Source organism: Pedobacter mendelii, assembly GCF_014635725.1.
Taxonomy (GTDB): Bacteria; Bacteroidota; Bacteroidia; order Sphingobacteriales; family Sphingobacteriaceae; genus Pedobacter; species Pedobacter mendelii.
Genome location: NZ_BMDJ01000002.1, coordinates 130,422 through 153,332 on the forward strand (window position 1 = coordinate 130,422; position 22,911 = coordinate 153,332).

General features: G+C 34.9%; 11 protein-coding genes. 2 read left to right on the plus strand and 9 right to left on the minus strand.

All coding sequences use genetic code 11. The features are described 5' to 3' along the window. Positions 1-56 precede the first annotated feature (56 nt). The 9 genes from IEV50_RS04135 to IEV50_RS04175 form a co-directional block, all read right to left on the minus strand. Positions 57-2,483: an ABC transporter permease gene (locus IEV50_RS04135; protein ID WP_188411982.1), complete on the minus strand. Its 2,427-nt coding sequence runs from the start codon at positions 2,481-2,483 to the stop codon at positions 57-59. 139 nt (positions 2,484-2,622) lie between these two features. Continuing rightward, positions 2,623-5,013, minus strand: a complete 2,391-nt coding sequence (locus IEV50_RS04140; protein ID WP_188411983.1) for an ABC transporter permease — start codon at positions 5,011-5,013, stop codon at positions 2,623-2,625. Between the two features lie 73 nt (positions 5,014-5,086). Then, the gene (locus tag IEV50_RS04145; protein WP_188411984.1) at positions 5,087-7,459 is read right to left on the minus strand and encodes an ABC transporter permease; all 2,373 of its coding nucleotides are present in this window, start codon (positions 7,457-7,459) and stop codon (positions 5,087-5,089) included. 56 nt (positions 7,460-7,515) lie between these two features. Next, the gene (locus tag IEV50_RS04150; protein WP_188411985.1) at positions 7,516-9,897 is read right to left on the minus strand and encodes an ABC transporter permease; all 2,382 of its coding nucleotides are present in this window, start codon (positions 9,895-9,897) and stop codon (positions 7,516-7,518) included. A 70-nt stretch (positions 9,898-9,967) separates the two neighbouring features. Then, a complete protein-coding gene (locus tag IEV50_RS04155) occupies positions 9,968-12,343 on the minus strand; it encodes an ABC transporter permease (protein ID WP_188411986.1) in 2,376 nt (791 codons plus the stop codon). Between the two features lie 102 nt (positions 12,344-12,445). After that, the gene (locus IEV50_RS04160; protein WP_188411987.1) at positions 12,446-14,815 is read right to left on the minus strand and encodes an ABC transporter permease; all 2,370 of its coding nucleotides are present in this window, start codon (positions 14,813-14,815) and stop codon (positions 12,446-12,448) included. 133 nt (positions 14,816-14,948) lie between these two features. Continuing rightward, entirely contained in the window at positions 14,949-17,300 is a 2,352-nt protein-coding gene (locus IEV50_RS04165) for an ABC transporter permease (RefSeq protein ID WP_188411988.1), read from the minus strand. A gap of 206 nt (positions 17,301-17,506) precedes the next feature. After that, entirely contained in the window at positions 17,507-18,205 is a 699-nt protein-coding gene (locus tag IEV50_RS04170) for an ABC transporter ATP-binding protein (protein ID WP_188411989.1), read from the minus strand. A 199-nt stretch (positions 18,206-18,404) separates the two neighbouring features. Next, entirely contained in the window at positions 18,405-19,649 is a 1,245-nt protein-coding gene (locus IEV50_RS04175; protein ID WP_188411990.1) for an efflux RND transporter periplasmic adaptor subunit, read from the minus strand. Between the two features lie 404 nt (positions 19,650-20,053). On the opposite strand from IEV50_RS04175, the gene IEV50_RS04180 reads away from it, so the two are divergent. Together IEV50_RS04180 and IEV50_RS04185 are read left to right on the plus strand one after the other, a co-directional pair. Then, positions 20,054-21,424: a sigma-54-dependent transcriptional regulator gene (locus tag IEV50_RS04180; protein WP_188411991.1), complete on the plus strand. Its 1,371-nt coding sequence runs from the start codon at positions 20,054-20,056 to the stop codon at positions 21,422-21,424. Positions 21,425-21,490: 66 nt separating this feature from the next. Further along, positions 21,491-22,849 carry a sensor histidine kinase gene (locus IEV50_RS04185; protein WP_188411992.1) on the plus strand — a complete coding sequence of 453 codons (1,359 nt, stop codon included), beginning with the start codon at positions 21,491-21,493 and terminating at the stop codon, positions 22,847-22,849. Positions 22,850-22,911 lie beyond the last annotated feature (62 nt).

The following is a 22,911-nucleotide window of genomic DNA, read 5'->3' on the forward strand; positions in this document are numbered from 1 at the left end:
TCAATTAGTTAGTATCGAGTATCAAGACACTCGCTTTTTGCTTTGGTCTTTAAGCTTTATTCATATTTGAGTGCATTAACAGGATTGGTAACGGCTGCTTTTCTTGCTTGGATACTTACCGTTAAAACTGCTATAATTATGGAAATTAATGTAGCAATAAAGAAAGGAAAAACTGGCATATCTATCCGATAAGCAAAGCCGTCGAGCCACTTTTTTATTATAATGTATGCTATTGGCCAGCTTATTAAATTCGCAACAATAACCAATATCAAAAAAGATTTATTTAACAGGTTCACAATTTGAATATTCGAAGCACCAAGTACCTTTCTAACCGCAATTTCTTTTGTTCTGCGTTTGGCCACAAAAGTAGAAAGTGCAAATAAACCTAAAAGCGATAAGGAAACGGAAACGATACTAAAGAGGATTATCATATTCATAAATCGATCGTTATCTTCTAAGCTTTTCGAAAATACATCATCCAAAGAGGTATATTCCATCGGAAAATTCGGATACAATACTTTCCATTGCTTTTCAATTTTATTAATTAAATCTTTGTATTGTGAAGTATTGAAGCGAACTAACAAATTATTAGTATTCGATGTTCCACCTAGGCTTGTTACTTTGTAAACTGTTGGCAGAACCGATTTATCGAAACCTTCATTATGATAGTTTTTAATTATACCAACGATTTGAAAAATATTTGTTTTACCCTCCCAATCTACTTTCCCATAGGTTTGACCAATAATATTTTTACCAAATAAATTGGCTGCTGCTTCGTTTAAAACAACTGTATTAACGGTGTCCTGCTTAAATTCTTTAGAAAAAATTCTTCCTTGAATTACTTTGACACCTAATGCAGGCAGAGCATCCATGGTAACAGTAACTGTATTTAGATTTATAGAATTTCCTTTATATTTTACCTCTTCAGGCACATTAAACGTATTTCCCATTACCTGAGTTGTAGTAGCCACGTACTCTATGCCCGGAATTTTCTTCAATCGCTCAGCAAAATTATCCTCGTAATTTGATTTTATGTTTATCAGATTCCCTCTCTCAAATCCTAAATCTTTATTACTCATAAACCGCGATTGCATTTGCATAATGCCGATTGAAATAATAAACGTAACAGAAATTACAAACTGAAACACCACCAAAACATTACGCAAAGCAATGCCTCGTAATACATTTTCATAATTGCCTTTTAGTACAGAAACCGGGTTATAATTTGATAAAACCCAGGCCGGATATAAACCTGCGAGCAAGGTTACTAAAACAAATAATCCTGCCAATTGGGCAATCATTGTAAGTAATTGTGCATTATGCCAAAAACTTAAATCTACATTAAATTGACTATTAAATGCTGGTAAAACAACTTCAATTAAGATAATGCAAAGAAAGAGTGAAATGATGCTTTGTAACGCCGATTCGATTAAGAATTGCCAGGTTAGTTGCCTTTTGTAACAACCTAATACTTTTTTTACACCAACTTCTTTAGCTCTTTGTACTGATTGTGCTGTTGCAAGATTAATAAAGTTTATGACAGAGATTAAGAGTAGAAAAGCAGAAATAGCGATAACAGGTTTCAATTTTTCAAACCAATTCATTTTATATGGCGGTGTTGAATGTACTGTTTCTATCGGAATTAATTTTAAACCGGGTAATTTACCATCCTTATAAAGGTCGTTATAACGCTGCTTCTGTCCACCTAAAAGATTTTTTTTAAGGTCGATATATAACTTCTGTAAAGTTTGATTTATTACAAGTGTATCACTTAATTTATTCAGTTTTGCGTAAAGAAAGCAGTAATTATTATTTGTTGGATTTTCGGGATCTTTATCTTTATCTCCCGTTCTGGTAATGGCATTAAAACTTAAACTTTGCGGCGTTTTAGGGTCGGCAACAATGCCCGTAATTGTTAATGGAGAACCTTTATCACTTCTCCACCTCACTACATTAACCGTTTTCCCCAATACTTTTGTTGTTCCGAACAGCTTAATTGCCAGGCTTTCTTTTAAAACAATTGTATTCTTATTTTCTAATGCCTTATCTGCACTTCCTTGTAAGAAATGATATGGAAATACATGAAAGAAACTACTATCAGAATCTTTGATTTTGTTAATGACAACCGGGTTGGCATTATCAATTTTTAAAGAGTAAACACTGCTAAAATCCCAATCATTATCTACTTTGGTTACGGCAAACGCCTGAGGCAACTTAGTCCTTATCAAATTAGCTATTCTGCTGTTCGATATTTCATTCCAATGCTCCTTATTATCGGGTGTAAAGAAATCATGTTTCTCTCTGATTTGATAAACGTTCTTCAAATCCGGGGACCAGGTATCATAGCTTTCTTCATGATTGATATATAAAAGCATTAATACAAAGGCCGTTAATCCAAGTGCTAATCCACCAATGTTAATGGCTGCATAAACCTTGTTTTTCCAAAGGTTTCGCCAGGCGATTTTTAAGTTTAGTTTGAACATTTTCGTAGTATCAAGTATTTAGTATCGAGTATCAAGACATCAGCTTTTTGCTTTGGTTTTTAGTCTTTCAACTTATATCAGTAGTCAGTATCAAGTATCAAAATACCGGCTTTTCGCTTTAGTCTTTGAGCTTTCCGCTTTATTCATATTTAAGTGCATCAATTGTATTGGCAACCGCAGCTTTGTAAGAGCGAATGGAGACTGTTATCAAAGTGATGGCCATTGAAATTAGCATCGCTAAAGCGAATGGCCAAATGCTAATTTCAATTCTATAGGCAAAACCATTAAGCCATTTTGAAACGAACAAATAAGCCAATGGCCAGGCAACTAGATTGGCTATAAAAACCATTACTAAGAAAGAACCATTAAGCATTTTTACCAATTCGATGGTTGAAGCGCCAAGAACCTTTCTGATGGCAACTTCTTTGGTTCTTTGTGTGGCTACGAAAGAAATTAACCCGAATAAACCGATGAAGGAAATGAAGATAATTACACCTGCGAAAACTTTAAACAGTGTACCCATAATTTTTTCACCCTGGTAGTAAGCATTAATCTGATCATCCAAAAATGATTGATTGTAAACCGATTCAGGAAAAGTATTCTGCCAGATTTCTTCAACTACTTTCATAGTACCCGTTATCTGCTTTGAGTTTAATTTTATGGCTGCATAAAAGTACCTGGGTTTTAATGAACCAATTAAAATCGGGTCGATAGTTTCATGTAAACTTTTGTTCTTAAAATCTTGTATAACGCCAACGATTGGTGCTTTCATGTCGCCCATTGAAATCATTTTGCCAATGGCCTCATTTGGATTTCTAATGTTCAATTTTTTCAGTAAGGTTTCATTTACCATATACTCGTTCGTAGTATCTGATTTTACCAGGTTTCTTCCTGCGACGAGTTTTAAATCGAAAGTTTTTAAATAATCTTCATCAGCATTTTTTGTATTTACCTGAAAATCCGCGTCTTTACCTCCATTGTATGAAAAAGTACTTCCGTTATTATTTTGAGAAGATGGTGCTGTGCGACAAAAGCTTACTTCTTTAATGCCAGGAACTTGTTTTAATTGAGTTTTAAAAGTAGCGAAACGTTGTGTTTTAAGGCTATCGTTAAGTAAATCGACCATTGCAATTGCCGTTGGGTTAAAGCCCAGAGGTTGCTCTCGGATATACTTCATTTGCTGAAGAATAACCAAAGTTCCGATAATCAGTGTTACTGTAATGGTAAACTGAACCACAACTAAAATTTTTCTTAAACCTAAACCACCAGTATTTGCAGAAATCTTGTTTTTTATGGCCAGCGCCGGGTTAAAGCCCGACATTACGATTGCCGGATAAAAGCCTGCAAGTAAACTGACAAATACGACAAGCAAAAGCATAAAAACTAAAATAATTGGGTGCTGAAAAATACTGAACGATATTTTAGCATCGAACAGACTCTGCATTCCCGGCAAAGCAATTTCTGTTAAAACACTCCCTATTAACACTGAAATGAGTACAATAGTTAAAGTTTCAGTTAAAAACTGAGTAACCAGCTGGCTTCTCTGGCTACCCATCACTTTACGAACGCCAACTTCTTTTGAGCGACTTATTGCTTGCGCAGTGGCGAGGTTGATAAAGTTTATTGATGCCGTTATTATTAGGAAAAAACCAATTACACCTAATCCATAAAGCTGTTTAATGGGCATAATCCTGCCCGAAAAATTGCCAAATTTATCGTTGTAATGAATATCGCTCAATGGTTGGAATATGTGTCCCTCTTTACCAGGTGCTTTCTCCGTATAATATTTTTTAAGAAATGATTTTAAAGGACCATTAAGGGTTTCGATATTAACATTAGGCTTTAATTTGAAATAGCTTTCTGAATTGGAGCCAACAGAACCCCATTTTTCTAGATTTCTATCTTTAAATGATTTGTAAGAAAGCATTATTTTTAATGGCACCGAATTGTTTTCTGCCACATCATCAATTATGCCTGTTACCGTATAGTTTAAATTACCCTCATAATTTATATTTTTACCTAACGCATTTTTCCAATTGCCAAAAAACTTTTCCGCCATCTCTTTTGAAAGCACAACACTATTCGGATTCTTTAATGATGCGTAATTTCCAGATAACCAATTGTAATTAAATATCTCGAAGAAATCAGGTTCTACGTAAAATACATTTTCTATCGCCTTTAACTGCTCTTTTCCAGCAACATTGTTAATTTTTATTAACCCAACACTGTTTTCTATTGCCGAAATTTTTTCGATGTAAGGAGAGAAATCATTTCTCATTGCAGGTGTTAGTGGTAAGGGTACGCCTTGAGAAAAAAATTGATTGCCATCGTTATATGCCCAGCTTGAAACAACCCTGTAAATTCTATTTTCATTTTTAAAACCCTCATCAAAACTCATTTGATAGCGGATAAAAATAAAAATCAGAATACAACTGGCCATCCCTATGGAAAGCCCTAGAATATTAATGAATGTGTAACCCTTGTTTTTCCAAAGGTTTCGCCAGGCGATTTTTAGGTTGAGTTTGAACATTTTCGTAGTATCAAGTATTTAGTATCGAGTATCAAGACATCAGCTTTTTGCTTTGGTCTTTAGGCTTTCAGCTTTATTCATATTTAAGCGCATCAACAGGGTTTGCTTTAGCAGTTTTGTAAGCTTGAAAACTTACGGTAATTAAAGCCATTAATAATGTACTGATTGCGGCTAATGGCATAATCCACCAAGTTATCTCGGTATGGAATTCAAAATTATTTAACCATTTTCCCATAGCATAATAACTTATTGGAATAGCGATTACAATGGCAACGCCAATCATTTTAATAAAAGAAAGCGACAACAATTGCATTAAACTTGCTACCGATGCACCAAGCACTTTACGCACACCGAATTCTTTTGTACGCTGCTCGGCACTGTAAGCTACTAGTCCAAAAAGACCCAAGCAGGATACGAAAATTGCTAGTCCGCCGAAAAGATTAGAAAGAATACCTAAAGTTTTTTCTTTTCGTAGCAATTTATCATAAGATGAACTTACAAAGTTCAATTGAACAGGATAAGCGGGATTGATTTCTTTCGTGATTTTTTCAATAACGGAAACATTTTCTTGCAAACTTTGCTTGGGATTCAACCTCATCGTTACGTTTTCACTGTTGTCCTTATTAAAATAAACAATCATTGGGTTGTTGGCATTATAAGGAGAATCCCATGCATAATCTTCAAAAACTCCAATCACAGTAACATCTGTTTTATTAAATTTCAGAACGGAGCCAATTGGATTCTTTAATTCCATAATTTTTGCCGCAGCTGAACTAATTAATACAGAAACCGTATCGGAAGAATATTGAGGAGAAAAATCTCTTCCACTGATCAGCTTTAGTCCAGATGTTTTTATAAAATCGTAAGCTGTCCCCACCTGATTGAATAAAATAGAATTTTGTGCTTTCGACATTCCCTGCCATTCTAAACCACTAAAATTTCTACCATGGTGGAGCAGGCTTATTGATGATTGAGCGACGGATGAAACGGCACCAGAATTCAGTAGATTAGTTTTTAATAAATCAAATTTTTCTTTTAATTCACCTTCCAAAGGCATATCAACCAAGGCATTAACATCAATACCGACAGGCTTATCTTTTATAAATTGAATTTGTTTGTATATAACAATTGTAGAGATAATGAGCATGATGGCAAAACAAAACTGGCCTATTATTAAAACTTGTCGCAAATTGATAGATAGAAACCCTCGGCTTTTAATTTTACGCTTTAATGTTTGAATGGGATTAAATGACGATAAATAAAACGCAGGGTAGCTCCCTGCAATTAATCCTGTAAAAAAAACTATCCCTAAAATTGCCAACCAACTTTTGATTTCAACAAAAGATATATTTAAGGAAATGTTGAGCAAGTTACCAAAAGTTGGAAGAGCACCCTCAACCAAAATAATGGCAATAAATATACTCAAAAGAGTTAATACCATAGATTCTGTTAGAAATTGAAGTATTAAGGATTTGCGGGTAGCGCCAATCGTCTTTTTTATTCCAACTTCTTTAGCTCTCTTTTCTGATTTAGCCGTAGCCATATTCATGAAATTGATACAGGCAATTAGTAGAATTCCAAATGCCAAGCCCATAAAAAGCCAAATCTGATCTATATCTCCACCAACGCTTTTTCCGTTTTCAAATTTGCCAAATAAATGTAATTTACTTAATGGAAATAGAAAAAATGGAGAGTGGTTCCATTTGGCTTTACCTTTTACGAGCCTATCCATTTTATTATCTACATCTAGAATATTGGCGTTTTCCGTAAGTCTAACAAGTGTATTAAAACTATAATTTCCCCAACTCAAATCATCGGCAGCTTTATCTACTTTTCCATATTCAGACCATGGCAATAGGTAATCGAATTTATTAGAACTATTACTTGGTGCATCTTTTACAACCCCAGTAATTTTTAAATCAGTTTTATCTTGGAAACGAACGGTTCGATCTATTACCTGTGTAGTTCCAAATAAAGTTTGCGCCATGCTTTGGGTGAGAATAACAGAACCTGGTTTTAGTAGAGCTGTTTTCTCGTCTCCTGAAAGAAATTCAAAATCATACATTTTAATAAAATCAGCATCAGCGAATTTTGCTGTTTTCTTAAAACTATTTTCTCCGTTTGCTATTAAAAGATTTTGATCATAACTTACTCTCGATACAAATTCAATTTCTGGTATCCCAGAACTAATTGTTGAAGAAAGCGAAGTTGGGGTACCATCAAAAGTAAAAATATCTTTCCCAAAATCGTCGGTTATGTGCGTCATAACAATATACACATCTTTTGATTTTTTCGCCTGTTTATCGAAATTCCATTCGTAAGAAACGTACAATAGCAACATTAAGCAAGCTGCTAAACCAATAGCTAAACCAATTACATTAATGAAAGAGGAAGTTTTGTTCTTCCAAAGGTTTCGCAAAGCGATTTTTAAGTTTAATTTGAACATTTTCGTAGTATCAAGTAGTAAGTATCAGGTATCAAGAATTTCCCAACGCTTTAAGCTTATTCATATTTAAGTGCATCAACCGCATTTGCTTTAGCTACTTTAAAAGTTTGCAAGCTTACCGTTAACACGGCAATAATAACTGAGGCCAAAAGCGCTATTAAAAAAGGCCAAATAGTTATAGTAATTTTATAATCGTACTTCTGAAGCCAATGGTTAACCAACAGGTAGGCTACAGGAATTGCAACGACATTTGAAATAATAACCAATTTCATAAAATCCCTGTTTAGCAGTACTAAGATATCAGATAAATTAGCCCCTAAAACTTTACGAATACTGATTTCCTTACTTCTTTGTTCGGCCATATAAAGAGCCAAACCAAGTAAACCCAAACAAGAAATAAAGATGGCAAAGCCACCGAATAGATTAGATAGTACACTTAATAATTTTTCACTTTGCAACTTCTCTTTCATACCATCATTTACAAAAGTAAGTTGAGGCGGATAGGCCGGATTAAATTGCTGACTGATATCTTTTATAGCTTGGATTGAACTGCCTAAAGATTGGTTTGGGTTTAACCGCAGTAATAAAATTGAACTCTGTTTAACATTATAATAAAAGATAGTAGGTTCAACGACCATCCCTAAGCTTTCATTAAAATAATCCTGTACGATACCCACCACTTTTAAACCTGGGTTATTACCCCAGGATAAAATTGTTCCAACAGGGTTTTTTAAACTCATACGCTTTACAGCAGTTTCATTTAATAAAACTGAAGTAACTGTATCTGCAGGGAATTTAGCTGACAAATCTCTACCGGCAATAACCTTGGCTCCTATGGTATTGGTATAGTCAAAGCCCGTGCTTCTGTAACTTATAATCGAATTATCATTCGCCGCCTTACCGGGCCAAACTACATCACCAGTAATGGAACCACCTCCAGTAAAATCGCTAGCAAATTCTGAGGCAGAAACCACTGCACCATTTTTTAATAAATTATTTTTAAATGCTTCAAGTCGCGAATGACTTCTTAATTCACCTTCTAAATCCAGTTGAACCAGGTTATTTTGATTAAAACCCAAGGGCTTATTTTTGAGGTATTGAATTTGGCTATATACCACAATAGCAGATATAATCATGCAAATTGAAAGGCTAAACTGAAGAATAACCAACACCCTCCGAATGCTTAGTGAACCGGAACTACCTTTAAAACCCTTCAAAACTTTTACAGGAATAAAAGATGATAGGTAAAATGCCGGATAACTACCTGCTAAAAAACCTGTAATGAGTGCTAAACTTACCAAAACACCCCAAAAGGTGTAGGAGCCATAGTTGATTAGGATTTTGATATCTAGTAAATTATTAAAATAAGGTAGAAAAACCTCTAACAATACAAATGCAATTAGCACTGCCACAAACGATAAGATAATAGACTCCAAAATAAACTGCCCCATTAGAGAATTCCTTGAGGAGCCTAACGCTTTTCTAACCCCTACTTCTCTCGCTCTTTTTTCCGACCTGGCCGTAGATAAGTTCATGTAATTAATGCATGCTATGAGCAGCACACAAAGACCCAAAAATGCAAATAACCTAACCTGGTCTATTCTGCCCCAAATAACTTCTCCATTTTTAAATTCATCCCACAAATGTGATTTACTTAAAGGAAAAAGGAATGGTTCGTATACATAAGGCTTTATGTCGGGTTTTTTAGTAACTATGAAATTCTTCAATTTTTTGTTGACATCATTTAGCACAACATTATCCTTTAATTGGAATATTGTAGCACAATCTATACTTCCCCAGCCAGTAATCGGAATTTCTGGATCTATTTGTTCCAAAAAAGTCCAAGGCTGCAAAATATCAAATTGTATAGTTTGATTTTTTGGCAAATCCGCAACCACCGCCGATATTTTAAGTTCTTTCTGATTATCCCATTTGATACTTTGGCCAACAACATTTTCACTTCCAAACAACTTTTTCGCTGTTGCTGATGTAATTAAAACAGATCCAGGCTCATTAAGCGCTGTTGCCGAATTACCATAAAGAAATTTATAACTCAATATTTTAATAAAGGATTTATCTACGAAAATTGAATGGAGTTTAAATTTAGTTTCGTTATGACTGAATAATTTTTGACCATTCCCCATGGATATTCTTGCGGCATTTTCTATACCCGGAATCTCTTCTAAAACTGATTTAGCCAATTTATAGGGAACGGCACCTGTTGTCGCCAGTTCTCCATTGAATTTTAATTTTAACTTTGCGAAGTATATTTTATCAAGATTTTTAAATTGTTTATCGTAGCTCCACTCGTAGTTTACGTACAGTAACAACATTAAACAGCATGCCATACCAATGGCCAGACCGCCAATGTTAATCAACGTAAATCCTTTGTTCTTCCAAAGGTTTCGCCAAGCGATTTTTAAGTTTAATTTGAACATTTTCTTAGTATCAAGTATTTAGTATCAAGTAGTAAGTATCAGGTATCAAGAATTTCCCAACGCTTTAAGCTTATTCATATTTAAGTGCATCAACTGGATTAGCTTTAACGGCCTTTTTTGCCTGAATGCTTACGGTTATTACAGTTAATGTAATGGTAATTAATGCACTACTAACGAACGGTAACAGCGGTAAATCAATCCGGTATGCAAAAGTTTCCAGCCATTTCTTTGTAAGGATGTAAGCTACCGGCCAGGAAATAAGATTGGCAACGATAACCATTATAAAAAACGAACGGTTAATCAGTTTAAAAATCTGAACATCACTAGCCCCCAGTATTTTACGAACGGCGATTTCTTTAATTCTGCCGTTGGTAATGTATTTAGCAAATGCAAACAAACCTAAAACAGCAATGAAAATGGTGAGCAAAGCCGCAGCAAAAAATACCGATTGTAATTGCTCTTGTTTCTTAAAAAGCTTACCATAAAGCTCATCCAAAAATTCATAACGAAAATCTTCGCCATCTTTAGGGTTTATTTCTGGCCATTGTGCTTTCAAAGCAATTAATGCATCAGCCATTTTATTTTCCTCTATTTTTAGCATGATTTGCGTTTTGTAATTTCCACATGGATTTTTAATCGCATAAATGGTTGGCTGAATGGCACTTTCAAAACCTTGAGCTTTAAAATCCTTAGCAACACCAACTATTTTATAATCTATATTGCAGCCCCTAATCGTTTTCCCTACGGGATTTTTCAATCCATACTTTGCTACAGCACTTTCATTTATTACAGCTGCATTCGCTGTATCTGTTTTAAATGAAGATGAAAAAAAACGACCATCCTTTAACTTAATATCAAGGGTTTCAAAATAATCGAAGTCCACATCAACAAAATCAATGTTTGCTTGTAAACCATTGGTGGTGTATCCATTACTTCCATTTTCAGCTCCATTAGGTACATCTGTAGCTACTGTTGCGAGCTTAACACCAGGAATTTTTAAAAACCTCTCTCTTACTGGTTCAAAAACCTCTGGCTTATTAAAAAGCATAATATTTTTTATGTAAACCACTTGATTAGCCGTAAAACCTAAATCCTGGCTCCGCATATATTTCAATTGAGAATTGATAATGAATAATCCAATAATGAAAATAACAGCTACGCTAAATTGAAAAACTAACAGACCATTACGTAACCAGGAGCTTTGCTTACTTGTAGAAAAGTTGCCCTTTAGTACAAGTGAGGGTTTAAAACCAGATAAAACCATCGCCGGATAAATACCTGCAATTAATGTAATTGACAATAAAACTAAAGGCAACTGCCAAAATAAAGGGTTATCAATATGCCAAATAGATAAATTAAGTTGAAAAAGGTTATTGAAATTGGGCAAAATTAATTCCGCTAAAATTAAAGCCAAAATTGTTGCAGAAAAGCATTGCATAAAAATTTCGACCAAAAACTGCGATGTTAACTGGAAACGATAAGCACCCATTACTTTTTTAACGCCAACTTCCTTAGCTCTTTTAGTAGCTTGAGCTATACTCAAATTTGTAAAATTGATGCAAGCGATAACCAAAATCAAAGTTCCCAAAACGGATAGGGCAATTAATATTTTGTAAGGCGCATCGTTACCTGCTTTTGGCCTTAAATGTAGATTAGAAAGTGGGTCTAAAAATGTAGATACGTTTTTGATTTCTTCTATTGTTTTTTTATCGGTTTCGCCTTTTAAAAGTTCAGCTCTATACAAATTGGTTATTTTTTGTTCGAGATTGCCAATATCAGCTCCTGGTTTTACCTGAATATATGTCGTATAGTTATTGTATCCATAATTCTCTCCTTTTCCTAATTCATTTCGGATAGAAATTCCATCAAAAATTATGTTCGAATGCAAATCTTTTTTTATCCCTCCGTCGATTCTACTTGTTATACCAGAGTTGCTAGCCCCAATACCCACCATTTCAGGTTTATTGTCTTTCTTATTTGGAAATAGAGCTTTCATATTTTCACTACTTAAATAAGAAAGCCCTTCAACATCTCCGGCAGGTTTTTCTAATCCATTATTTGGTTTAAGATTGAGAATCTTTGCAGCATTATAATCTGCCTGCATAAAGTTTTTGGCAAAAACTGTGTTTTTATCTTTTTTAATAACCAATTCAAAAAAGCCACCTTTAGTAATTCCTGCTAATTCAACTTCAGGAAAATTTTGCTTGATGGCTTTTGCGAAAGGCGGCGATGTGTAGTTGGTTTTAAATTCTGGATAAATTCTGCCTACAACGTAAATATTTTCATAATTCGGGTTCGACTTATCAAAACTAGTTTCGTAGGTAAAATACATCGTTACCAAAATAAAAGCAGCTAATGCAATAGCCAAACCACCAACATTAATAGCTGTAATCCCTCTGTTTTTCCAAAGGTTTCGCAAAGCGATTTTTAAGTTTAATTTGAACATGGTAGTATCAAGTATTTAGTATCAAGAGCTGAAAGCGAAAAGCAGAAAGACTAAAGCCCCTTGCAAATCGCTTTAAGCTTTGGTCTTCAAGCTTTCAGCTTTTTATTCATATTTAAGTGCATCAACAGGATTTGCTTTTGCCACTTTTAACGACTGAACACTAACCGTTAAAACGGCAATCAAAACCGATAATCCGATGGCGATAATAAATGGCAAAGCCGAAATCGAAACGCGGTATTCGAAAGCGGATAGCCATTTATTAATGATGATATAAGCCAACGGAAATGCGATGAGATTGGCAATCGCCACCAGTTTTATAAAATCTTTATTTAAAAGCGTAAGAATATTTGCTGTGCTTGCACCCAAAACTTTACGGATGCTGATTTCCTTTTTGCGTTGCTCTGCCATGAAAAGTGCTAAGCCCAATAAACCCAGGCAAGAAATAAAGATGGCAAAACCACCAAACCAGTTAGATAGTGTACCTAGAAGTTTTTCATTTTGGAATTTGACTTCAAAAGATTCATCAACAAATTTGCGGTTAACCGGGTAATCTGGCTCTATTTGTTTGATTAAGTTATCTATACTTTCGAGTGAAGAACTAATATTTTGATTGGGATTTAAACGGACAATAATCACCTGAACATCATCCATGTAACTCGGATAAAATATCATTGGAGCAACTTTTTGATAAGCACTTTCTACAACAAAATCTTTAACCACACCAACATTTATCTTTTCTACATCCCAATATCGAATTTTAGCACCAATGGGATTCTTGAGATTCATCATCTTCACGGCGGCCTCATTTAGCATAATGCTATTGCTATCTTTTTTTGATACTGTTTCAAGTGTCCTTCCAGCTGTTAATTCTGTTCCGATGGTTTCGATAAAATCATTGCCAATTCCTCTATTGTTGAATAAAATAGATTCGCCTTTCGTTTTGCCTTGCCAATGCACATCTGTAGTATTATTTCCATTTTCGGTAATGTCTTTGCTAAAAAATGTTACTCCTGTTGCTGCACCTGATTTTAACATTTGAGTTTTTAGTAATTCTAACTTACTTCTGTTACCCATTTTACCCTGAACCGCAATTTGAACTAGGTTTGATTTATTGTAACCTATTGGCTTATTTTTGACATAAGAAAGTTGCTGATAAATTACGGCTGTACAGATAATTAAACAAGCCGCAAAAACAAATTGAACTACTACCAAAACCTTTCTAATGGATACTGAAGAATCTGATTTAATTTTTAATCCTTTTAGTACTTTAATTGGTTCGAAGGACGACAGGTATAATGCAGGATAACTTCCGGCCATTAATCCCGTAAAAATTATTAAGCCTAAAAATGTACCCCAGAAAGTGACGCTGTTGTAATCAATTTGCAGTTTTATATTCAATAAATTATTAAAATACGGCAAGCTTACTTCAACTAGAATAAAAGCAAAAACACCTGAAAGCAGAGTAATAAAAACTGATTCTAGAAAGAACTGCCCAATTAAAGATTTTCTTGTTGAGCCTATCGCCTTGCGTATACCAACTTCTTTTGCTCTACGCTCGGAGCGGGCAGTAGATAAATTCATAAAATTTACACAGGCAATTAAAAGGATACAAAAGGCTAGCAATAAGAATATTTTAAGCTGCTCTATTTTGCCACCAACCGATTTTCCGTTTTGAAAATCATCGTACAAATGCCATTTGGTCAATGGAAACAAAAGTGCCTCGGCATTATTACCTTGTTGATTGCGTTTGTAAATGCCTTTCATATCGGTATTTGCACCATCCAAAAACTCATTATCTTTAAGTTGAACAACGGTTAAGCACATATTATTTCCCCAATTTGGATCTTTCGCCCAGGCTTCTCGTTTAATAAAAAGTGCCCAAGGTGCTAGGCATTCAAAAGTGATGCTGTTATTTGCAGGCACATCTTCAATTACAGCTTCAACTTTGAGAACGTCTTGGTTCTCAAGCTTAATGGTTTTGTTTATTGGGTCTTCATTTCCAAAAAGTTTTTTCGCCAAAGACTCTGTAAGGATTATGGTATTTACATCTCTCAGCGCTCGTTCTGGGTTACCTTTCATAAATTTGTAATCGAATATTTTCAAAAATTTTGGATCCGCAAAATTTAGATTAGCACTTATCTTATTGTCGCCAACTGTAATTAACTTCCGACTTGGATAACTGGCATGTGCTGCATATTTCACACCTGGAATATTAGCTGCAACTTCATCAGCCATAACATTTGGGGTCCAAGCAAAACTAAAAATCTTACCGTTTGCAGCAGAATTTTGATATACTACATAGGTTTTATCACTGTTCTTAAATTGCTTATCATAGCTCCACTCATAAGCTACGTACAAGAGCAAAACCATACAGCTGGCTAAGCCAATGGCTAAACCACCAATATTTATCAGTGAAAACCCCTTGTTCTTCCAAAGGTTTCGCAAAGCGATTTTTAGGTTCAATTTAAACATAAGCCCCTCCTAAATCCTCCCCAGAAGGAAGGACTTTTAGTTTGTGATTAATTATTTTCATTCCTACTATCATTTTTTTTGCGTAAGTAAAGCGTCGTACAACTCCTCCCATGCAGGGAGCTTGGGTGGGCTATTATTCGTATTTCAAAGCATCTACAGGGTTTGCTTTTGCCGTTTTATACGCTTGCAAGCTTACTGTAATAATGGTAACTATAACTGAGATAAGCATAGCCACAACAAATGGCCAAATGGTAATTGACGTACGGTAAGCAAATCCAGATAACCAATTACTTGACAAGATATAACCGATAGGAATCGCAATTAAATTGGCGATAATTATTAATGACAAGAAGCTCCTATTTAACATTTTTAGGATATCGCCTGTTTCTGCCCCCAGTACTTTTCTTACACCAATTTCTTTGGTACGTTCCTGAACGGAAAAAGATGCCAATGCAAAAAGGCCAAGCATCGCTATAGAAAGCGTAACATAAGTGAAAATGTTAAATAACTTATCTAACCTTACGTATTGTATGTATACGTTTGCAAAACTCTGATCTAGCCAAGTATATTGAAATGGAAACGGTTCAATAGATTCCCATGTTTTTTGAATACCACTAACCACTTGAGCTATATTTTTATCATCAACTTTTAAGATCACATTATCTGCTACATTGGTATTTCGACCTTCAATAACAAATGCAGTAGGTTCTGCCGCAGTTTCCATTCCTTTTTGAACATGATCTTTAACTACGCCAATTATGGTTCTGTTATCAATCCATTTACTTCCCACCAGCTTTTGTAAACCATATTTTTTAACAGCAGATTCATTTACAACAATACCTATACTATCTGTGGTATATTGATTTAAGAATGTTCTACCTGCTTTAGCGGGCATACCTATTACTTCAAAATAATCAAAATCTACCGTAACCATACTTAGATTCTGTACACTTTTTCCTTCAAATTCTCTACCAACAACCTGCATTGCTTTAACACCGGGATAATAATTAACCCTGCTTATTTCTTTTACGCCATCTATTTTGAGCAATCGCTGTTTTAACTGTGCAAAATTCTTTCTACTGTCGCCCTTTCTAATTTTAAATACCATTACATGATCCTTTTTAAAACCAATATCCTGGTTTTTAATATAGTTAACTTGTTGTTTAATGATAATTAAGGCAACCATAAACACAATTGCCACAACAAATTGAATAGAGATCAATGTTTTACGCATCCACAAACTTCCTACACTTCGAGAAAAATTGCCTTTTAAGACTTTTACAGGCTCGTAATTAGATAAAAAGAAAGCGGCATAACCACCAGACAATACAATAACCAATAACATAACTGACGAAATCTGTACAATTAACTGCACTGGTCGAACATAATTGAAAAGCGATAAATTGGTATTCATTAGATTATTTAAAACCGGCATAAATGCTTCTGAAAGTGCAAAAGCAATTAATAAAGCACAAATACATTGGATGGTAGTTTCTGTTAAAAAATAGGAAATAAGATTGCTTCGTCCGGCTCCCAAAACCTTACGTACTCCTGTTTCTTTTGCACGTTTAGCAGATTTTGCTACAGAAAAATTAGTAAAATTAATGCAGGCAATGATTAGCAATAGTGTTGAAAACAAAACTAAAATTGTAACAATAGCCGGATTTCCCCTTTTTGCTGGATCTTGTGATGCTGTAGCGTGCAGATAAATTGAACTTACTGGTGTAAGATAAATCTGAGCACTTTTTAGCCAACTCTGCTCTTTAAGGATGGGTAATTTAAGAAATGCCTGGTTAAGTTTCTTTTCAAACTGCGCTTTATCAGTCCCCTTTATCACTTTCAGATAAGTGTAGAAATTTCCATTGCCCCACCCATCTCCAGCAGAAGATTTTTTCAAGAAACCATCGTTATCCATGTGCTCCGGTGTATTTGGCTCGCGATAAACGCCACTAACAATGTAAGTTTTATTGGTATTAATCACAACACTTTTACCAACAGGATTTACCTTGCCAAAAATTTTTTCACTGGTTTTACTGCTTAATACAATTTGATCTTTTGACAAAAGTGAAGTATTTGCCTCACCGTAAATAAATTTATACGGAAACAGGTTAAACCAAGTACTATCTACACCTATAAAATGATCAAAATAAACCTCATTTTTACCATTGCTAATCAATCTTTGGTACATATCCCAAACATAAAACCGACCGTAGCCCTCTATCTCTGGCAATGTCTCTTTTAAAGCAGGGGCAAGTTCGGCAGGACTTGAAGAATATTCCTCCTCGCCAGGTGCCCATCTTATAGAAACTCGGTATATTTCTGCCGCTTGGGGATTCCAGGTATCATAACTTCTTTCATAATTTGCAAAAAGCAAAATCATAATGAAACCGGCCAATCCTACAGCAAGTCCAAAAATATTTAATATTGTATAACCTTTATTTCTCCAAAGGTTTCGCAAAGCGATTTTTAGGTTGAGTTTGAACATATTTTAGTATCAAGTATTTAGTATCAAGACCTTACAAGTTGCTTTGGTCTTTCAGCTTTAGTCTTTCAGCTTTTTTAAGTGCCTTTTCCGAATCTTCCCATCCGGGAAGATTCGGTTGGCTTATCATTAACTAAAACTATTTTTCTAATGGTTGTAGGGTTTTGGCGCTTACCTTACGCCTCAAACCTTTTACCTTAAACCTCTTTCTATATCAGTTCCTCGTTTCTTCTCTTATTTATCTTTTCTGAAACCACATGACCATCTTTCAGGTTGATAATTCTGTTAGAAAAACTTGCATCGTGGCTGGAGTGCGTCACCATTACAATCGTGGTTCCCGTTTCGTTTAACTCGCAAAGCAGTTCCATTACTTCATTACCATGCGAGCTATCCAAATTACCAGTAGGCTCATCGGCCAAAACCAATTTCGGTTTAGTAACCAAAGCTCTGGCAACGGCAACACGTTGTTGTTGTCCACCCGATAATTGTTGTGGGAAGTGACCACTACGGTTTACAATATTCATTCTTTCTATGATTTCGTTAACAAGCGTTTTGCGCTCCGATGCCGGAATTTTGTTATAAATCAACGGCAATTCGATGTTTTCGAAAACAGTAAGTTCATCAATTAAATTGAAATTCTGGAAAACAAATCCCATGTTTCTTTTACGGAAATTAGAACGTTCTCTGTCATTCAAAGTCAAAAGTTCTGTATCTATAAACTTATAACTTCCACTTTCGGGTTTATCTAATAAGCCCATAACATTTAACAAAGTAGATTTTCCACAACCCGAAGGACCCATGATGGAAACGAATTCGCCTTCTTTTACATGAAAATTGATGCCATTTAGCGCTGTAGTTTCTACTTCTTCAGTTTTATAAATTTTTTCCAGATTTTCTATTTTTATCATAGCTTTTTTAGTATCGATTTTTTTAGTATCAAGTATTTAGTATCGAGTATCAAGACCTGATATATTTTTGCTAATTTGTATCCCTATTTTTTTTTAACACCTTTCACCTTTCACCTTTCACCTTTCACCTTTCACCTTTCACCTTTCACCTTTCACCTTTCACCTTTCACCTTTCACCTTTCACCTTTCACCTTTCACCTTACTTACTTATCTCCACCTGGTCATATTGATTAAATTGGTCGTAAGAAGATGTGATAACTTCATCGCCTTTTTGCAAACCATCCAATATCTCATAATACAGGTAATTTTTTCTTCCAATTTTGACGTTTTTCTTAGTTGCTTTGCCATTATTTACCACAAACACCCACGAACCGCCTGTACTTTGAAAAAACTGTCCCTGAGCCAAAAGCAATGACTTGCTGTTATCAGATAGAGTTAGTTTAGTTTGTAAGGATAAACCACGACGTAAGCCTTCAGGTGCTGGTGCTTTAAAAACCATTTCTACTTGGAACTGACCAGCAGTAACCTCTGGTATAACCTTGCTAACCGTTAAATTGTAAGTTTTGCCATTAAATTCGCAACTGGCCGTTTGCCCTTCTTTAACGCGATTAATGTAATATTCATCAACGCCTGCCTGCAATTTGTAACCTTGCAATACATCGATTTTACCAATCATTTCATTAGAATTATAAGATTTACCAATTACCGGGTCGTAAGAAGAAAGCTTGCCCGAAACTGGTGCTTTGAGGGTCATGTTTTCTATATTTTTTCGAATCATTTCCAAACTTTCGTTCATTTGCCTCATGGATTGGTCAATTTGAGATAATTGCATCTTTCTGCTTTGGTTCTCTTGTTTAATCGCCTGTCGAACGATTTTAAGTTTGCCTTGATAATATTCGTAATCCTGACTTGACTTATTAAACTCCTGTTGGGTAATTACTTTCTTGGTGAGTAATGTACTATCTAAACGATATTGGCGAGTAGCAGTTCTTAGGCTATTTTCAACATCTAAAACATCCTGATTTAAAACTCTTTGATTTTGTTCCAAATCCAATCTCGATTTACGCAATTGATTAATCTGCTCCGTCGCAGCAGTTTGACTTGAAGTATAACTTAACATTGCATTTGAGTTAGAAATTCTTAACAATGGTGTACCTTTAACAACGGATGCGCCATTTTCGGTAAATATTTCCGCAACTGTTCCACCTTCTGATGAACTCACAATTACTGAAGTTAATGGAACAACGCTGGCATTTAATAAAACTACATCTTCAAAATCACCGTATTCAACTTTGCTAATGGTTAATTTGTCAGCATCGGCACTATATGTTTTCTTAAGTGATAAAGTATAGCCATAAATCACAACTGCTACAAAAACAATTGCCCCCCCCATTATAATTAAGGTTTTGGTGCTAAATCTTTTCTTCTCTATTTTTTTATCCATTGTTTGGTTGTACTGTTCGGTTTGATTAATAACCAAGCTTGTGCCAAAAGCTTGATGTATACTTAAACAATTTAAAATCAATTATTTAAGTATTATATAAAAAATTTTATGTTCGTTATCGAACAGTTGATGTGCGAGAGCGGACAGTTTGATTATTTTTGGTGAAAGAACCTTACCCCTTCATCCCCTCTCCTTAAAGAGATGGGGCAAAGAGTAGAGAAAGCATAGAGGTTAAAGATTTAGGTTTAAACCACTAAACGTAATTTCCCTCTCTTTAAGGAAAGGGATTGCACATAAAAACAATAAACGCTACCATTGATAGAGTGAGGCTATAAATTTAAGATAGAACACAATAACAAATACCACCACTTTTTATAGGGTGAAGTTAATTTATAAAAAAATATATGTTAGATGCAACAGTTTTAATCATCGATGATGATGACGATATTCTTTTAAGTGCCAGATTGTTTTTAAAACAGCAGGTTAAGCAAGTAATTACCTGCAAATCGCCTAAAGAAATTAACGTACTGTTGAGTAAAAACGAAGTTGATATTATCCTTTTGGATATGAACTATCAAAAAGGTGCAAGCGACGGCAGAGAGGGAATTTATTGGTTAGAACACATTTTATCAATCGATAAAGATTATGTGGTAATTCTAATGACGGCCTTTGGTAATGTTGAACTTGCTGTTAAAGCGATTAAAAAAGGAGCGACAGATTTCATACTAAAACCATGGGAAAACGAAAAACTTTTTGCAACCATTTCTACCGCATCTAAACTTCGCGAATCGAATAGAAAGGTAAAAAAACTGGAAAAAATCCACTCATCTCTGCAAAAAGATATGACTCGAGGCTTCGAAAACATTGTAGGCAAAGCAGAGGGAATTAAACAGCTACAAAACACCTTATTAAAAGTTGCGCCAACTGATGCCAATGTGCTAATATTAGGCGAAAACGGAACTGGAAAACAGGTTTTTGCTTACGAAATTCATGGAAATTCGCAGCGTCAAAATCAGGTTTTTATGCATGTTGACTTAGGCTCATTAAATGAAAATCTTTTTGAAAGTGAGCTTTTTGGCTATGCAAAAGGTGCATTTACCGATGCAAAAGAGGATAAACCTGGCCGATTTGAACTGGCCGATGGTGGAACAATTTTCTTAGATGAAATTGGAAATTTAACATTACCACTACAAGCAAAACTATTAAGTGTTTTACAAAACCGAACGGTTACGCGATTGGGTGAAAGCCGGGAAAGAAAAATTAATGTTCGTTTAATTACGGCCACAAATATGCCATTGAACGAAATGGTGGATAAAAATACATTCAGGCAGGATTTGCTGTTCCGAATCAACACAGTCGAACTTTTATTACCACCTTTACGAAAACGTGGAACAGATATTTTGCTATTAGCCAATCATTTTATGCAGGTTTTTAGTTCAAAATATCACAAAGAAAACCGAAGTTTGAGCGCTAAAGCCGAAGATATGCTTTTGAATTATAAATGGCCAGGCAACGTTCGCGAGCTACAGCATGTTTTAGAACGTGCAGTTATTATGAGCGATGGTAAAGAAATTACAGAAGAAGATTTGCAGTTGAGTCCGCAGCGATTTGCACAAAATACATCAATGCCCGATGAAATGGCACTTGGCGATATGGAAAAAATGATGGTGCAAAAAGCCATCGACAAGCACAAAGGAAATATATCAAAGGCAGCCGCAGAGCTAGGTTTAACCCGGGCCGCCTTATACAGGAGAATCGAGAAATTTGGAATTTAAGCTCAAAGCAGAAAGACTAAAGCAGAAAGCTTTGGACTTTTCACTTTAAGCTTTTAGCTTATAAACATGTTCTACAAACGCTTTACTTTTCGTTTAATTTTTCGGTTGCTGGTTATCAATTTGCTAGCCTACCTCCTATTTTACTTAATCCAAAACACCCAACTTTGGTTTACCATTATTGGTGTAAGCTTAATTTTATTAGGTTCGATTATTTCGCTTTATTATTACATTAATGAAATTCGTTCTGATATTAAGCGCTTTATTTTGGCTGTAAAAACTCGAGATCATACTCTAAATTTTAAAAACAAAGCAACAAAAGGCAGTTTCCCCGAACTTTACGATTCGTTTGGCGATATTCTTCAAGTGCATAAGCAGATAAGATTAGAACAAGAGGCAATGTTTCAGCTGATTAAAACCATTTTAGAGCAAGTTCCCGTTGGAGTAATCGTTGTGAATAATACAAAAACAGAACAGCATAATGAGGAAATAGCATTTTTTAATCAGGCGGCATCAAATTTATTGGGGGTTCCGGCTTATAAGTACTGGCATCGTTTAAAACAACATTTACCTGATTTTTCTACTGAAATTGACCAAATATCTGCTGGCGGAAAAAGATTTCTCGAACTTAAAATTCAGGATAAACTTATACAACTTTCTACAGAAGTTATTCCGCTAAACCTTTATGGAAAAAATTATACCATCATCAGTTTTCAGAACATTAAAGATGAGATTGAGCAAAAAGAAACGGAGGCTTGGAATCGGTTAATTGGTGTTATTTCTCATGAGATATTAAATTCCATCACCCCCATCAGTTCATTATCTGATACGATTAACAGCATGGTTAGTGATAAACAGAATTTAAATAGTGATGAAATGGAGGATTTAAAAACAGCACTTCAAACCATTAAACGACGTTCATCAGGATTGCTAGATTTCGTGAAAGATTATCGCCTAATTGCCGAATTGCCAACACCAAACTTAGAATCGCATACTATTGGCGAAATATTAAAGCACATTAAAGTATTGATGCAACCATTTGCCAAGGTTAAAAATGTGGTTTTGGATGTAGAACAGACTTCTTCTAAAATAACGGTGCAGCTTGATTTAAAACTGATTGAACAGGTTTTAATCAACCTTATTACCAACAGTATTTATTCTGTAGAAGAAAAAGAAAGCCCCCATATTTCGGTGAATTATCGATTAGAGCATACTAAACTTTATATCGATGTAACCGATAATGGAAAGGGAATTGAATCTTCCGATTTGGAGAAAATTTTCGTTCCATTTTACACCACCCGCAAAAATGGTTCGGGTATCGGCTTAACCATCAGCAGGAATATTATGAAAATGCATCGCGGTAGTATTGAAGTAATCTCTGTACCAAATGAGCAAACAACTTTCTCTTTATTATTTAATTATGTGTAGTTTTTACTTTAGATAAGTTTGAATGTTAACGTTTAATTTCAGTAGTTTTTTTGCTTTGTATA